A 15,137-nucleotide genomic window follows, 5' to 3' on the forward strand; every position below is an offset into this window, starting at 1 on the left:
TTGCTAGGTTTTTAACAAGTTAAGGTTTTAGAGCACGCTCACCACGAGCAATGCCCACAACGCCGCTTCGCGCTACTTCAATCACTTCTGTCACTTCCGACAGTGCCTGAATAAAGGCATCAAGTTTCTCGCTAGTACCCGCCATTTGTACTGTGTACTGAGAGGCTGTGACATCAACAATCTGTCCACGGAAAATATCGGCAGTACGTTTAACTTCCGCACGAGAGAAACCACTCGCCTTCACTTTTACCATCATCAATTCACGTTCAATATGATCAAGCTCTGAGACCTCTTGAACTTTAAGCACATCAATCAGCTTGTTTAATTGCTTCTGGATCTGCTCTAGCTCCATATCGTCTGAAATAGTGGTAATGTTCAGGCGCGATAAGGTTTCGTCATCGGTTGGAGAAACGGTCAAAGATTCAATGTTGTAAGCGCGCTGAGAGAAAAGGCCAACCACGCGAGAAAGCGCACCAGGTTGGTTTTCCATTAGTAGTGAAATAATGTGTCTCATATTAAGTTCTCTCCGTCTTGCTTAACCACATTTTGTCCATGCCTTCGCCTTTGATCTGCATTGGATATACATGCTCTGTTTCATCAACATTGATATCCACAAACACCAATCGATCTTTCATATCTAGCGCTTGCTTCAAACCAGCCTCAAGCTGATCTGGCGACTCAATGCGAATCCCCACATGTCCATATGCTTCTGCGATAGCTGCAAAATCAGGAACAGAACTCATGTAAGAGTTTGAGTGTCGGCCTTGGTAAATAATGTCTTGCCACTGCTTTACCATGCCTAGGAATCGGTTGTTGAGGTTAATAATCTTAACCGGAATATCGTATTGCATTGCCGTCGACAGTTCCTGGATATTCATTTGGATACTCCCGTCACCGGTGACAACGACTACTTCTTCATCTGGTTTAGCGAATTTCACACCCATTCCCGCTGGTAGGCCAAAGCCCATAGTGCCGAGACCACCAGAGTTAATCCAACGGCGCGGTTTGTTGAATGGATAGTACAACGCAGCAAACATCTGATGCTGACCAACATCAGAGGCAACGTATGCATCACCATTGGTCAGTTTATGCAGCGTTTCAATAACTTGCTGCGGTTTAATGCGCTCTGGAGAGGTTTCGTACGACAAACATTGACGCTCACGCCAAACTTGAATTTCATCCCACCAGCGATTCAACGCTTCTTGATCATTAGTGCTGCCCTGCTCTTCTAGCAAGTTAACCATGCTCTCAAGGACTTTCTCAGCCGAACCTACGATGGGAAGATCTGCTTTTACGTTCTTTGAAATCGATGAAGGATCGATATCAATATGCATCACCTTGGCATCAGGACAGTACTTTTCTAGGTTGTTGGTGGTTCGGTCATCAAAGCGCACACCGACACCAAAAATCAGATCTGCATTGTGCATAGCCATGTTAGCTTCATACACACCGTGCATACCTAACATGCCTAAAGAATTCTTATGTGTGCCTGGAAACGCGCCAAGCCCCATTAAGGTACTGACCACAGGCAAGTTTAGCGCTTCGGCCAGTTTAGTAAGATGCTGCTCAGCTTCAGAAATGACGGCACCACCACCCACATAAAGTACTGGCTTCTTCGCTTCTAAAAGCGTCTTAAGACCTTTTTTGATCTGACCTTTGTGACCAGTAGTTGTCGGTTTGTATGAGCGCATCGACAGTGACTGCGGGTATTCATATGGCAGTTTAACCTGTGGATTCATGACATCTTTAGGTAAGTCGATCAAAACTGGGCCAGGTCTACCAGTAGTGGCAATGTAGAAGGCCTTCTTCACTGTTTCAGGAATATCTTCTGCTTTCTTAACTAGGAAACTGTGTTTAACCACTGGGCGAGATACACCAACGATGTCACACTCTTGGAAGGCATCGTTACCAATCATGTTGTTTGGTACGTTACCTGAGATAACGATCATTGGAATTGAGTCCATGTATGCCGTCGCAATACCTGTAATAGTATTGGTTGCACCAGGGCCGGAACAGACTAGTACTACTCCAGGATTGCCAGTCGCACGTGCATAACCATCAGCCATATGCGTAGCGGCTTGCTCATGACGTACTAGAACGTGTTTGATTTGGTCGGTTTTGGCATGAAGTGCATCGTAAATATCAAGAACAGAGCCTCCTGGGTAACCAAAGATCTGTTCAACGTTTTCTTCGATCAGAGATTGCACAACCATCTCTGCACCGGACAACATTGCTGCCATATTTTTCTCCTTAACCAGTTTTCCGCCACATAAGGTCAACGTGATGGACTGGTTTTTCATAGTTAGGTCTTATTCGTAGCCTAAATCGAAATACTTCCACTTTTTCGGCTATGTCTTGCTCACAGGTAACATAAAGCAAGGTCACGCAACAAATGTAACGTTTTATTATCAATGGGTCTAATGCGATTTCCATCTCACTTTAAACAACATGCTATTTATCGACATCAAATTATAGAAACCAGCTAATAAGAAGATCTAAACCAGACACTTAAACTAGGAATGCAAATAAATTCGGTTAAAAATTTTAGGGCACCCTTTCAATATTCAGACAATCATCGTGGTAAGTAAGTCGGAAAACCAGATAAAAAAATCCCTCAGAAAGCAAACCATCTATCTGAGGGATTTTTAAACAGTTGCGAAATTTACTATCGAGAAAGTTACTTCTTCTCTACCTTATCGCTGTACATTTCTTCAATTTCATCCTGATATTTGTCGTTAATCACTTTGCGACGCAGTTTCTGTGTCGGTGTTAACTCACCAGTATCCATTGAGAAAGCCTTTGGCAGCAGTTTAAATTTCTTCACCTGCTCAAATTTAGCCAGTTCTTGCTGTAGTTCGTTGACGCGTTTTTCTAGCATCTCAACCACTTGATGGTGCTTAATTAGCTCAACGCGATCGTGGTATTTGATATTAAGTTCTTTGGCATACTCTTCCAAAGAGTCGTAGCAAGGAACAATAAGAGCCGAAACAAACTTGCGCGTATCTGCTATTACAGCGATCTGTTCGATAAAGTGATCTTTACCAATCGCACCTTCAATCATCTGCGGCGCGATGTATTTACCACCCGATGTTTTCATCAGTTCTTTAATTCGATCGGTAATAAACAGGTTACCATTTTCATCGATATGACCTGCGTCACCGGTTTTTAAGAAGCCATGCTCATCGAATGTCTTAGCTGTCTCTTCCGGCATCTTGTAGTAGCCACGCATCACCATGGGGCCGCGAACTAAGATTTCATTGTTTTCACCAATCTTAACCTGAGCACCTGGCATCGCCATACCAATCGAATCTGGGTTAAAGCACTTATCATCCCAACACGATACCGTCGCAGTGGTTTCTGTCATGCCATAACCAAGCTTGACGTTAATCCCGATAGCATGGAAAAAACGACCTATGGTTTCATCTAGCTTCGCGCCCCCACAAGGCATGAAGTTGATTTGTCCACCGAGTAGTGCTCGTAACTTCGATAGCACTAATTTATCCGCTAAAGCATGAGACTTCTTGAGTGCGATTGAAGGTTTACGTCCTTCTTGATGACACACAGCCATCTTAGCGCCCATGTTGACTGCCCAAGTAAACAAGACTTTGCGAATAAATGGTGCTTTGGCGACTTTTTCATGAATGGCAGAGAAAATCTTTTCGTAAAAGCGCGGAACCGCACACATCACGGTTGGGCGTACTTCACTCAAGGCGTCACGTACCTGCATGGTATCTTGCAGATAGCAGTTGGTCGCCCCTTTATATAGTGCGTAGAAAGTCCAAGCACGTTCAAAAACATGGGAAAGAGGTAAGAAACAGAGAGAAACATCGCTCTGCGATAAGCTTAAACGCTGATCATGCCCTTCAAGCTGAGCACCAATATTCGCGTAATCTAGCATCACGCCTTTCGGCTGACCGGTTGTACCTGAGGTGTAAATCAAAGTAAGAAGGTCTTCCAGATTCGCTTGCTCTAAACGGATATCAAGCTCTTGCTGATGCACTTTATCAACATTGGCAATCAGTCGCTGCCAGCTAATGGCAAACTCATGTTCACCCACATCGATGTCATCAGACATAGCGACGATCAATTCAAGCTGATCACATTCGTCAAAAATCGACACTGCAGCATCAAATTGAGGCTGCTCACCAACAAACAGCACTCGGACGTCAGCATCTTGCAAGATATAAGCAGATTGAGCTGCGGTGTTGGTTGGATAAATGGGTACGGTAACCGCACGAACTTGCAGAGCGGCAAAGTCTGCGATTGTCCACTGCGGCATATTGTTAGAGAAGATACCGATCTTGTCTTGAATTCGGATACCGTGAGCCAATAGAGCAAGTGACAATGCATCCACTTGCTGACCAAACTGCTTCCAGCTAATGCCATTCCAAACATTGCCTACTTTATGCTTAAGCGCAATGCGATCATTGCCTTTTGCAATCTGGTCTCGAATACGTTTTACGATATGAAAATCTAGGTTGGCCATCTTTACTACCTTTAGCTTACACCTGTAAGCTTTAATCAGCGCACAAGTGTACATTTCACTTTAGAAAAGGCAACTGATGAGCGTCAAAGTTATCAATATAAATAGTAAAAAACCTTGAATGGCGGGGCCATTCAAGGTTTTTAATAGCAGTAAAATGTGATGGTTAATCTAGTGCGACAACTTCGCCACAAATCATCATCAGTTGGTCACGAAGCCAGATGTGACCTTTGTCTTTTTCGCTTGATTCGTGCCAGCTTAAGAAGCCGCTGATCTTGCCGTTTTCGAATGGGAAGTCGATCACTTGTAGCTGTTCTTTGTTTGCTGCGTTCTCAACCATCCAACGAGGGGCAATCGTTACCAGTTCAGATTGACCAACAACGTAAAGGACATTGCTTAGGCTCGTACCTTCATAGTATGCCTGAACGTCTAGGTCGCGGTATGCCTGCTCAGAGAAGCTGCGCTGACCGTGAACTTTTGAAAGCTTGGCATGACGCTCGCGAACCAATAGGTCTGGTGTCACGACGCCTTGAATGCGAGGGTGAGCTTTAGAAGCCACAACAACTAACTCGTCTTGGAAGATTTCTGTACTTGAGAAGCCTTGCTCATCAAAACGTGCGTAATCAATAACAAAGTCGATCTCTTGGTAACGCATACGCTCAGCTAGCTGACGATCAAACTCAGCATCAAGGTGAAGCTGAACATTTGGCGCTAGTTCATGAATAGTCGACATGATCTTTGGAGCAAAACGCATATCACATGGGCTACAGATCGCCAGTTTAAATAGACGCGTTGATGTTTCTGGAGAGAACACTGAGCTAGGTAGCTCGTTACGGATTAGTTGTAGCGCTTGACGAACAGGACCAAATAGTTGGCGAGCACGCTGAGTTGGCTGAATACCACGACCCTGACGCATAAATAGCTCATCGTTAAACATGACTTTTAGGCGAGCAACTGCATTACTAACTGCTGGTTGAGACATACCTAAGTTATGCGCAGCACGAGTGATGTTCTGCTCTTGCATAACCGCATCAAACACAGTTAAAAGGTTTAGATCTACTCCACGTAAAGTACTTTCCATGCGGTAGCTAGCGATAGCACTCATAGACTCTTTCTTATCAATCATTGGGGATGCCTCTTTAAATTCTTCAGCGTATATGGTCGTTAAATTGAAATTTGAGTTAGGAATAGAAAACCCATTTCTCGCCTCATCTGTTGTATTTATTTGTTAGATGTTTGTCGGCGAACCATTACTATCAACGAATCATTCAGCGATTAGCAATAAGATTGACAATTAATCAGTATTTTTTACCTATAATCCTGAATAGTTATTAAATTACAAATAGTTAAATAGATTATAAAAAGTTATAAAGCACACTGTTTTATAGATATATATAGAAATTTGATATTAATACCCCCTGTTAAAACTCAGTATCAGACATGAGCCAAAGCTATAATTCGAACAGTGGAAACAAAAACAGCATCAATAATTGATGCTGTTATTCGATATGAGTAAAACGTTTGCTATAGATTGGTGACGTAGCTAGGGAAGTCAACTTTCTCCCATAAACTCTCCGTCAAGACAGATTTGTCTTCCCAATCACCCTGTTTAATCCAAGCGACAATGGCTTCTGCAACGTCTGGATAATTGACGCTCTCAGCGCTCGATTCATCTAGCCAATTTCGTACCACAGCCGCATCTAAGATTTCCATACAAGTCGCTAAGCCCAAGTCTTCAAGAGTTGCCACGTTACTCACTTGTTCAAATTGCCCCGTCAATGGCTTAAGTAACAACTTCTTTCCAAGAGTAAGTGCCTCAGAAGGAAGCTCAAAACCACCGTTAGCAATCACCCCTTTACAGCGCTGAAGATGAAGTTGAAATGAGTGTAAACTTAAGGGCATAAACTCTATGTTGTCGATTGTCTTCGGTTCAATGATCTCTGGGTGATAACAGACAAAATGTTGACTGGTAAATCTCAGTAGTAACTCAGTGATATCAGAAATACTCTCAAATGGTAAGTAGACCAGAACAAAGGCTTCCTCCACCGCATCACCGCTTGGAGTGTGAATAATGGGCGGCAAGATAGGCTGATCGAAATGATACCAATGCAAACCGATATGATGCTGCGCGGGAGCAAAGTGCTTTATCACCTTTTTATCCAACCAACTGGCCCCTTTTAGTGGCACTGAGTATCGGAACGCATTCTGATGACTAATACTGATCGATGGAACACCCTGTTTTTTCGCCGCCCATGCAGAGACAGGTTCAAAATCGTTGAGCACCAGATCGTAGCGAGATAAATCAAGTTCACTGACATCACGCCAGAACTGCCATAAGTTGTTAGAAATACAGGTTTTAAAGTAGTTCACTCTGCCTTTGTCTGTTGCAAAGGTTAAACCTCGTCGAGTTTGGAAATCACCAAACTGCTCCATACAAAAGTACTTACTCGTATCTCGGCCAGTAAACAGATAATCGACCTCTAAACCGGCTTCAGCCAAGCATTTCAACATTGCTCTAGCACGCGCAATATGCCCGTTGCCCGTCCCTTGCACTCCGTATAAGATTTTCATTGTTCAACTCCCGATTATGGTTAATGCCAATTGAGCACAACCAATACCAAGCAAAGCCCCTAACAAAACGTCCGTCAGAAAGTGCACGCCAAGCAAAATACGTGAACTGGCAATCAAAGCTGCCCAGATAAACGTGACAACTTCCAGATCAGCGAAGTAATGACCAGTAATTGAAGCCATAAGAAAAGCAGCAGCAGTATGGCCTGAAGGCAGACTGTAACGATCTGAAGGCGTGATAAACGAGGTCACTAAGTTGCATAACTCTTGCGGGCGGCGACGTTTAAACGAGTTCTTAGCTAACCAATAGGTTGGTAACTCCATTGCAAATGCCAGCAACCCAGCCAACAAAAACAACTTGCCTTCAATTCCTGCAAACAAGTACGCAAGCACACCAAAGGCAATATATAGATGCCCATCACCAGTGTGTGAGACAGCTTTACTGATACGCGAGACAGGATGATTAAATCTGTGCTGGAGACAGTACAGAGAGAACGCCAGATCAAACTTGGCAATAGGTTCTATTGAACGCATTACCGACTCCTTTTATTGACGGTGTTGCGATCACACTAAGTGGGTTTAGTGACAGCTCAGTGAATGTTTTGCGGTAGTTCGGTTACACGGCCTTAATATGGTTAGCCAAGCAAGATATTCACCTTTTCAATATAAAGAGGGCTTAAAAGCGTCTATTTTGCGTGTTTTTAGGTTGAACTGATCTGACTTGAATAAAAAAGCAACTTTAGGGTTGACGTTGACTCTTGAGTGCGGTACTAATTTGTTAACTTAAATTTGTGGATTATTTAACGCCCTTAAAGGAACCGTTAACAATGATGAACCGTTTTTCTATCCTGCTGAGCCTCCTCCTTATCGTGACACAATCGCGCGGGTAGGCTGTGGAAAAAAAATAACCACACAGAATTACACAAAACCCGCACTTAGATGCGGGTTTTTTTATACCTAGCTTTTTATTGCTAAGTAACGGAAGTAAACGATTAACAGATGTGAAAAACATCGAATCACTAAGGAAGCAAACATGAACGATCAAGTCATTATTTTCGACACCACTTTACGTGATGGCGAACAAGCGTTGTCAGCAAGCTTGACGGTTAAAGAAAAACTGCAAATTGCCTACGCACTTGAAAGGCTCGGCGTTGATGTGATTGAAGCAGGTTTTCCTGTTTCATCACCTGGTGATTTCGAATCTGTCCAGACCATTGCGCGCAACATCAAAAACAGCCGAATCTGTGGTCTTTCGCGTGCCGTTGCGAAAGACATTGATGCTGCTGCTGAAGCGTTAAAAGTTGCTGAACAGTTCCGTATCCATACCTTTATTTCTACTTCCACGGTTCATGTCCAAGACAAGCTTCGCCGTAGCTACGATGACGTAGTTGAAATGGGTGTTAAAGCGGTTAAGCATGCTCGCCAATACACCGACGACGTTGAGTTTTCGTGTGAAGATGCAGGCCGTACACCAATCGACAATTTGTGTCGTATGGTTGAAGCTGCCATTGACGCTGGCGCAAACACCATCAATATCCCTGATACTGTTGGCTACACAGTCCCTAACGAATTTGGCGGTATCATCCAAACGCTTTTCAACCGCGTACCGAACATCGACAAAGCGATCATCTCAGTACACTGTCATGATGACTTAGGTATGTCTGTTGCTAACTCAATTGCCGCAGTACAAGCAGGTGCGCGACAAATCGAAGGAACAATTAACGGAATCGGTGAACGTGCGGGTAACTGTTCGTTGGAAGAGATCGCGATGATCATCAAGACTCGCCAAGAGCTATTGGGTGTTCATACCGGCCTTAAACATGATGAGATCCATCGTACCAGTAAGTTGGTCAGTCAACTTTGTAATATGCCGATTCAGGACAACAAGGCTATCGTAGGTGCTAACGCATTCAGCCACTCTTCAGGTATTCACCAAGACGGCATGTTAAAGAACAAGAACACCTACGAAATCATGACGCCAGAGTCTATTGGCCTTAAGAACCAAGCACTAAACCTAACCAGTCGTAGTGGTCGCGCAGCTGTGAAAAGTCACATGGATACCATGGGCTACAAAGAAGATGAGTACAACCTAGATGCATTGTATGAAGACTTCTTGAAGCTAGCTGACCGTAAAGGTCAAGTTTTCGATTACGACTTAGAAGCCTTGATGCATTTCTCAAATCTTCGCGAAGAAGATGATTTCTACAAACTTAACTACCTAAGCGTTCAGTCAGGTAGTGTCATGGCGACAACAAGTATCAAACTTCAGTGTGGTGATGAAGAGCAATCGGAAGCCGCTGTGGGTAATGGTCCGGTCGATGCGCTTTACCAGTGTATCTATCGAGTAACCGGATATGATATTGTGCTAGATAAGTTTGATTTAACGGCTAAAGGGGAAGGTGAAGACGGTCTAGGTCAAGCCGATATCATCGCAAACTATAAAGGCCGTAAGTACCATGGTACGGGTGTTTCAACCGATATTGTTGAAGCATCAGGTCAAGCGCTACTGCACGTAATCAATAGCATCCATCGTGCAGATAAGATTGCTGAAATCAAACAGAAAAAAATCGAAACCGTATAGATTTAAAAGACTCCAGGGACGCGAGTCGTCCCTTGAGCTTAAAAGAAATAAAAATATTCAAGGACTAACATGACAGACAAAACTTACAAAATTGCCGTTTTACCAGGAGATGGCATTGGCCCAGAAGTAATGGCTCAGGCACATAAAGTACTGGATGCAATCGAGAAGAAGCACGCTATCGAATTTGCTCGTGATGAACACGACGTAGGCGGCATTGCGATTGATAATCATGGCTGCCCATTACCAGAATCGACAGTGAAAGCATGTGAAGATTCTGACGCCGTGCTTTTTGGCTCTGTAGGCGGCCCTAAATGGGAACACCTGCCACCAAACGATCAACCTGAGCGTGGTGCCCTACTTCCGCTACGTAAGCACTTCCAACTGTTTTGTAATCTACGTCCTGCTCAAATCCACCAAGGTCTAGAAGCTTTCTCACCTCTACGCGCAGATATCTCTGGTAACGGTTTTGATATTGTCGTGGTTCGTGAACTGACTGGCGGTATCTACTTCGGTCAGCCAAAAGGTCGTGAAGGTGAAGGTCCAAACGAGAAAGCGTTCGATACTGAGGTCTACCATCGTTTTGAGATTGAGCGCATTGCTAAGATAGCATTCGAATCAGCGCGTTTACGTCGCAAGAAAGTGTGCTCTATCGATAAAGCGAACGTACTTCAGAGCTCGATTCTATGGCGTGAAGTGGTCGAAGAGATCGCTAAAGATTACCCAGATGTCGAGCTATCACATATGTATATCGATAACGCAACTATGCAGCTAATCAAAGATCCTGCACAGTTTGACGTTATGCTTTGTTCAAACATCTTCGGCGATATCATCTCTGACGAGTGTGCGATGATCACAGGCTCTATGGGCATGTTGCCATCAGCGTCGCTAAACGAAAGTAAGTTCGGCCTCTACGAACCAGCAGGCGGTAGTGCTCCAGACATCGCAGGTAAGAACATTGCAAACCCTGTAGCGCAAATCTTATCGGCGGCGCTAATGCTACGTTACAGCCTAGGTGAAGAAGCTGCAGCGCAAGACATTGAAGCGGCAGTATCTAAAGCGCTATCAGCGGGCGAGCTAACCGGTGACCTATCAGGTGATAAGCCAGCACTATCGACCTCAGAAATGGGCGATAAGATCGCAGAGTACATTCTGAACTCATAATTACTGAATACACAAACACAACAGATTAAAGTCGTCATTAATAATACCAACCCAATGGCAGAGGGACTTCCTCTAAGTCATTGGTGCTGCAACAAGGCAGCGATATCAAGCAGACTTGGGAGTTTAGTCCGCTAAATGACCAAGTTGATTGAGAGAAGCTAACACAGTTGCGGTGACAAGGACGACGAGGAAGAGCAATGGGCAAAACATTATACGAAAAAGTCTACGACGCACACGTTGCCGTAGCCGCCGAGGGTGAAAACCCAATTTTATACATAGACCGCCACTTGGTTCATGAAGTCACCTCTCCACAAGCGTTCGATGGCTTGCGTGAAAAAGGTCGTCAGGTTCGTCAGGTAAGCAAGACGTTTGCAACCATGGACCACAACGTTTCTACGCAAACTAAAGACATCAATGCATCCGGTGAGATGGCGCGTATCCAGATGGAAACGCTATCTAAAAACTGTGAAGAGTTTGGTGTCACCCTTTACGACATCAACCACAAATACCAAGGTATTGTGCATGTTATGGGCCCTGAGCTAGGCATCACTCTTCCAGGCATGACGATTGTTTGTGGTGACTCACACACAGCGACTCACGGTGCATTTGGTTCACTCGCATTTGGTATCGGTACTTCTGAAGTTGAGCACGTTCTAGCAACTCAAACGCTAAAACAAGCACGAGCAAAAACCATGAAGATCGAAGTAATAGGTAAGGTAGCAGCGGGCATCACTGCAAAAGATATCGTCCTAGCCATCATCGGTGAAACAACCGCAGCAGGTGGTACTGGCTACGTAGTTGAGTTCTGTGGTGAAGCGATTACTGATCTTACGATGGAAGGTCGTATGACCGTGTGTAACATGGCTATCGAATTAGGTGCTAAAGCAGGTCTGATCGCGCCAGATGAAACCACGTTCGAATACATCAAAGGCCGCAAGTTCGCGCCTCAAGGTCAAGATCTAGAAGCAGCAATTGAATACTGGTCGTCGCTAAAAACTGACGATGACGCTGAATTTGATGCTGTAGTAACGCTAAACGCAGCGGATATCAAACCTCAAGTCACTTGGGGGACAAACCCAGGTCAAGTCATCGCGGTAGATGAGCCAATTCCAGCACCAGAAAGCTTCGCAGATCCTGTAGAAAAAGCATCGGCAGAAAAAGCGCTGGCTTACATGGGTCTAGAAGCAGGCAAAGCACTATCTGACTATAAGGTAGATAAAGTTTTCGTGGGCTCTTGTACTAACTCTCGTATCGAAGACATGCGCGCTGCAGCTGAAGTAGCTAAAGGTCGCAAGGTCGCCGATAACGTTCAAGCACTTATCGTTCCTGGCTCTGAGCAAGTTAAAGCTCAAGCAGAAGCAGAAGGCTTAGATGTGATCTTTAAAGACGCAGGCTTTGAATGGCGTCTGCCGGGTTGCTCTATGTGTCTAGCAATGAACAATGACCGCTTAGGTCCGCACGAGCGCTGTGCGTCTACTTCAAACCGTAACTTTGAAGGTCGCCAAGGCCGTGATGGACGTACCCACCTAGTGAGCCCTGCAATGGCAGCGGCAGCAGCAATTGCTGGTCACTTTGTTGATATTCGTGAACTAGACTAAGGAGCAAATTCATGTCAGGTTTTAAACAACACACAGGCTTAGTTGTTCCTCTAGATGCAGCGAACGTTGATACCGATGCAATCATTCCTAAGCAGTTCCTACAAAAGGTGTCTCGTCTAGGCTTTGGTAAGCACCTATTCCATGATTGGCGTTTCCTTGATGACGCAGGTGAGCAACCAAACCCTGAGTTTGTAATGAACGCTCCTCGCTATAAAGGGGCTTCTATTCTGCTAGCTCGTGAAAACTTTGGTTGTGGTTCATCACGTGAACACGCGCCATGGGCATTAGCAGATTACGGCATCAAAGCGATGATCGCGCCAAGCTTTGCCGATATTTTTTACGGTAACTCGATCAACAACCAGATGGTTCCTGTTCGACTAACTGAGCAAGAAGTCGATGAAATTTTCCAGTTCGTCGAAGCAAACGATGGCGCAGAAGTTGAGGTCGACCTAGAAGCGAACCTAGTTCGTGCAAACGGTAAAGAGTACTCATTTGAAATTGACGAGTTCCGTCGCCACTGTCTACTAAACGGTTTAGACAACATTGGCCTGACTCTTCAGCACGAAGACAAAATTGCCGCATATGAAGCCAAGATTCCAAGCTTCCTGAAATAAGCAAAGTGAGCACTCTGATAAACAAAAGGTTGGCCTCGGCTAACCTTTTTTGTTGGGCCCTGAAACAAACTTGCTTTTCACTAGGTCTAGTAGTTATACCACTTTCACATAGGACTTAACCTGATGATGCGTATTATTACTTTGCTACTGACTCTTATCTCTTTTCATTCACTTGCCGCACCAAAATCAGAGCTCTGGTCTTTTTGGCAGCAATCAAACCAAAGTAATACCACTGCGATATCTCATCAGGACTGGCAATCTTTTCTAGATAGCTACTTAGTCAAAGATGGAGACAATACCTTAGTCAAATACAGTTCAGTCTCACCTCAAGATAAGCAAAAGTTAAATCAGTATATCGCGACACTCGCTGCTGTTGATCCTAGAGAGTACTCCCAAAATGAGCAGTACGCCTACTGGGTCAACCTTTATAATGCGATTACGGTCGATTTGATCCTTGATGACTACCCAGTTAAGTCAATCACTAAGCTAGGTGGGTTATTTAGCTTTGGTCCATGGGGGGACGAAGTGGTTACAGTCGCCGGTAAGAAACTCACTCTCAATGATATTGAACACCGCATTCTTCGCCCAATTTGGAATGACCCTCGTACTCACTATGCAGTTAACTGTGCCAGTCTAGGTTGTCCAAATCTACAAACCCAAGCTTTTACTGCTGATAATACCGAGCAACTCTTAGAGCAAGCGGCTAAAGAGTTTATTAACAGTGATAAAGGCGTCCTTCGATTGAAAGGCAAGACTCAACTTTCTTCCATTTACGACTGGTTTGCAGAAGACTTTGGTAACAAACAAGAGTTGATCCAACATCTAGCTCAATACCGCCCAGAGTTAGCAAATCTAAACGGCAAGTTTAGTTATGAGTACGACTGGGATTTGAATGATAAGGAATAGCGGGAAAAGGATAAGGGATGCGGGGACGGGCTTCGCCCTATGGAAAACTGGAAAACTGGAAAACTGGAAAACTGGAAAACTGGAAAACTGGAAAACTGGAAAACTGGAAAACTGGAAAACTGGAAAACTGGAAAACTGGAAAACTGGATGATTCTGTTTTCTAGGAGACAAGTCCGGTCAACACTTTCTAAACCATCGGCTCTATCAATTTAGTCTCAACGGTCACCTCTCGTAGGGCGAAGCCCGTTCCCGATTCTAGAGGACGAAGTCCGTTCCAGCTCTCCAATACGGAGATACAAAAAGACCTCAGCATTTCTGCTGAGGTCTGGAATAAGTGGCGGAGCGGACGGGACTCGAACCCGCGACCCCCGGCGTGACAGGCCGGTATTCTAACCAACTGAACTACCGCTCCGCACTGGTTAGACTCTTGAGTCTAAGTTTTTTGCCTTTAGATTTTTCTAAAATCTAAAAACAGAAAGGGAACCTGGCGATGTCCTACTCTCACATGGGGAAGCCCCACACTACCATCGGCGCTAATTCGTTTCACTTCTGAGTTCGGCATGGAATCAGGTGGGTCCAAATCGCTATGGTCGCCAAGTAAAATTCTTTACGTTTTGCTTTAGGCTCTTAAACAAAGCATAAAACAAACAGTAAATGGTGCTGATACCCAGACTCGAACTGGGGACCTCATCCTTACCAAGGATGCGCTCTACCACCTGAGCTATATCAGCATCAAGATGTCCCTTTAGGACTAAAAAAGCCCGTTTTTGCAAACGGGCTCTTTTATAAATTTAAAGCCTGGCGATGTCCTACTCTCACATGGGGAAGCCCCACACTACCATCGGCGCTAATTCGTTTCACTTCTGAGTTCGGCATGGAATCAGGTGGGTCCAAATCGCTATGGTCGCCAAGCAAATTCTTTAATTCGGAAAGCTGTTATTGTGTTCTCATACACATTCAATTCTGTTCTTGCTTTGAGTCCATCAAAACCCTTTGGGTGTTGTATGGTTAAGCCTCACGGGCAATTAGTACAGGTTAGCTCAACGCCTCACAACGCTTACACACCCTGCCTATCAACGTTCTAGTCTCGAACAACCCTTTAGGACCCTCAAGGGGTCAGGGAAGACTCATCTCAGGGCTCGCTTCCCGCTTAGATGCTTTCAGCGGTTATCGATTCCGAACTTAGCTACCGGGCAATGCGTCTGGCGACACAACCCGAACACCAG

12 protein-coding genes, 2 tRNA genes and 3 rRNA genes are annotated in these 15,137 nt (G+C 44.7%); 6 read left to right on the plus strand and 11 right to left on the minus strand.

Annotation, left to right across the window (positions count from 1 at the left end):
* Positions 1-19: 19 nt before the first annotated feature.
* From ilvN to AC5O63_RS14725, 6 genes are all read right to left on the minus strand, one after another.
* Positions 20-514: an acetolactate synthase small subunit gene (gene ilvN, locus AC5O63_RS14700; RefSeq protein WP_004744777.1), complete on the minus strand. Its 495-nt coding sequence runs from the start codon at positions 512-514 to the stop codon at positions 20-22.
* Position 515: 1 nt separating this feature from the next.
* Entirely contained in the window at positions 516-2,240 is a 1,725-nt protein-coding gene (locus AC5O63_RS14705) for an acetolactate synthase 3 large subunit (protein ID WP_239826463.1), read from the minus strand.
* A 437-nt stretch (positions 2,241-2,677) separates the two neighbouring features.
* Positions 2,678-4,486 (minus strand): AMP-dependent synthetase/ligase, encoded by a 1,809-nt coding sequence (locus tag AC5O63_RS14710; RefSeq protein WP_494505449.1) that lies wholly within the window; start codon positions 4,484-4,486, stop codon positions 2,678-2,680.
* A gap of 163 nt (positions 4,487-4,649) precedes the next feature.
* Entirely contained in the window at positions 4,650-5,609 is a 960-nt protein-coding gene (gene leuO / locus AC5O63_RS14715) for a transcriptional regulator LeuO (protein ID WP_367937908.1), read from the minus strand.
* Positions 5,610-6,007: 398 nt separating this feature from the next.
* Positions 6,008-7,054 (minus strand): MJ1255/VC2487 family glycosyltransferase, encoded by a 1,047-nt coding sequence (locus tag AC5O63_RS14720; RefSeq protein WP_494505450.1) that lies wholly within the window; start codon positions 7,052-7,054, stop codon positions 6,008-6,010.
* Between the two features lie 3 nt (positions 7,055-7,057).
* On the minus strand, positions 7,058-7,585 hold the full coding sequence (locus AC5O63_RS14725) for a phosphatase PAP2 family protein (protein ID WP_494505451.1): 528 nt from the start codon (positions 7,583-7,585) through the stop codon (positions 7,058-7,060).
* A gap of 499 nt (positions 7,586-8,084) precedes the next feature.
* On the opposite strand from AC5O63_RS14725, the gene leuA reads away from it, so the two are divergent.
* From leuA to AC5O63_RS14755, 6 genes are all read left to right on the plus strand, one after another.
* The gene (gene leuA, locus AC5O63_RS14730) at positions 8,085-9,632 is read left to right on the plus strand and encodes a 2-isopropylmalate synthase (RefSeq protein WP_069667221.1); all 1,548 of its coding nucleotides are present in this window, start codon (positions 8,085-8,087) and stop codon (positions 9,630-9,632) included.
* A 69-nt stretch (positions 9,633-9,701) separates the two neighbouring features.
* The gene (gene leuB / locus AC5O63_RS14735) at positions 9,702-10,793 is read left to right on the plus strand and encodes a 3-isopropylmalate dehydrogenase (protein ID WP_367937911.1); all 1,092 of its coding nucleotides are present in this window, start codon (positions 9,702-9,704) and stop codon (positions 10,791-10,793) included.
* A 197-nt stretch (positions 10,794-10,990) separates the two neighbouring features.
* Positions 10,991-12,391: a 3-isopropylmalate dehydratase large subunit gene (gene leuC, locus AC5O63_RS14740; RefSeq protein WP_494505452.1), complete on the plus strand. Its 1,401-nt coding sequence runs from the start codon at positions 10,991-10,993 to the stop codon at positions 12,389-12,391.
* A gap of 11 nt (positions 12,392-12,402) precedes the next feature.
* The gene (gene leuD, locus AC5O63_RS14745) at positions 12,403-13,005 is read left to right on the plus strand and encodes a 3-isopropylmalate dehydratase small subunit (RefSeq protein WP_494505453.1); all 603 of its coding nucleotides are present in this window, start codon (positions 12,403-12,405) and stop codon (positions 13,003-13,005) included.
* A gap of 123 nt (positions 13,006-13,128) precedes the next feature.
* A complete protein-coding gene (locus tag AC5O63_RS14750) occupies positions 13,129-13,911 on the plus strand; it encodes a DUF547 domain-containing protein (protein WP_494505454.1) in 783 nt (260 codons plus the stop codon).
* A gap of 39 nt (positions 13,912-13,950) precedes the next feature.
* On the plus strand, positions 13,951-14,124 hold the full coding sequence (locus AC5O63_RS14755) for a hypothetical protein (protein ID WP_494505455.1): 174 nt from the start codon (positions 13,951-13,953) through the stop codon (positions 14,122-14,124).
* Between the two features lie 122 nt (positions 14,125-14,246).
* Here AC5O63_RS14755 and AC5O63_RS14760 read toward each other — a convergent pair.
* The 5 genes from AC5O63_RS14760 to AC5O63_RS14780 form a co-directional block, all read right to left on the minus strand.
* Positions 14,247-14,323: transfer RNA gene (locus AC5O63_RS14760), tRNA-Asp, on the minus strand.
* A 70-nt stretch (positions 14,324-14,393) separates the two neighbouring features.
* Positions 14,394-14,509 (minus strand): 5S ribosomal RNA (gene rrf / locus AC5O63_RS14765).
* A gap of 57 nt (positions 14,510-14,566) precedes the next feature.
* Positions 14,567-14,642 (minus strand) — tRNA-Thr (locus AC5O63_RS14770).
* A gap of 65 nt (positions 14,643-14,707) precedes the next feature.
* Positions 14,708-14,823, minus strand: a 5S ribosomal RNA gene (rrf, locus tag AC5O63_RS14775).
* Positions 14,824-14,915: 92 nt separating this feature from the next.
* Positions 14,916-15,137, minus strand: a 23S ribosomal RNA gene (locus AC5O63_RS14780); the annotation flags it as partial.

Source organism: Vibrio sp. SCP2 (assembly GCF_059295395.1).

What these genes read in the sequence shown, in the direction of transcription:
- ilvN (WP_004744777.1), bottom strand. Translation starts at nt 514, where the DNA reads ATGAGACACATTATTTCACTACTAATGGAAAACCAACCTGGTGCGCTT.
- AC5O63_RS14705 (WP_239826463.1), bottom strand. Translation starts at nt 2,240, where the DNA reads ATGGCAGCAATGTTGTCCGGTGCAGAGATGGTTGTGCAATCTCTGATC.
- AC5O63_RS14710 (WP_494505449.1), bottom strand. Translation starts at nt 4,486, where the DNA reads ATGGCCAACCTAGATTTTCATATCGTAAAACGTATTCGAGACCAGATT.
- leuO (WP_367937908.1), bottom strand. Translation starts at nt 5,609, where the DNA reads ATGATTGATAAGAAAGAGTCTATGAGTGCTATCGCTAGCTACCGCATG.
- AC5O63_RS14720 (WP_494505450.1), bottom strand. Translation starts at nt 7,054, where the DNA reads ATGAAAATCTTATACGGAGTGCAAGGGACGGGCAACGGGCATATTGCG.
- AC5O63_RS14725 (WP_494505451.1), bottom strand. Translation starts at nt 7,585, where the DNA reads ATGCGTTCAATAGAACCTATTGCCAAGTTTGATCTGGCGTTCTCTCTG.
- leuA (WP_069667221.1), top strand. Translation starts at nt 8,085, where the DNA reads ATGAACGATCAAGTCATTATTTTCGACACCACTTTACGTGATGGCGAA.
- leuB (WP_367937911.1), top strand. Translation starts at nt 9,702, where the DNA reads ATGACAGACAAAACTTACAAAATTGCCGTTTTACCAGGAGATGGCATT.
- leuC (WP_494505452.1), top strand. Translation starts at nt 10,991, where the DNA reads ATGGGCAAAACATTATACGAAAAAGTCTACGACGCACACGTTGCCGTA.
- leuD (WP_494505453.1), top strand. Translation starts at nt 12,403, where the DNA reads ATGTCAGGTTTTAAACAACACACAGGCTTAGTTGTTCCTCTAGATGCA.
- AC5O63_RS14750 (WP_494505454.1), top strand. Translation starts at nt 13,129, where the DNA reads ATGATGCGTATTATTACTTTGCTACTGACTCTTATCTCTTTTCATTCA.
- AC5O63_RS14755 (WP_494505455.1), top strand. Translation starts at nt 13,951, where the DNA reads ATGGAAAACTGGAAAACTGGAAAACTGGAAAACTGGAAAACTGGAAAA.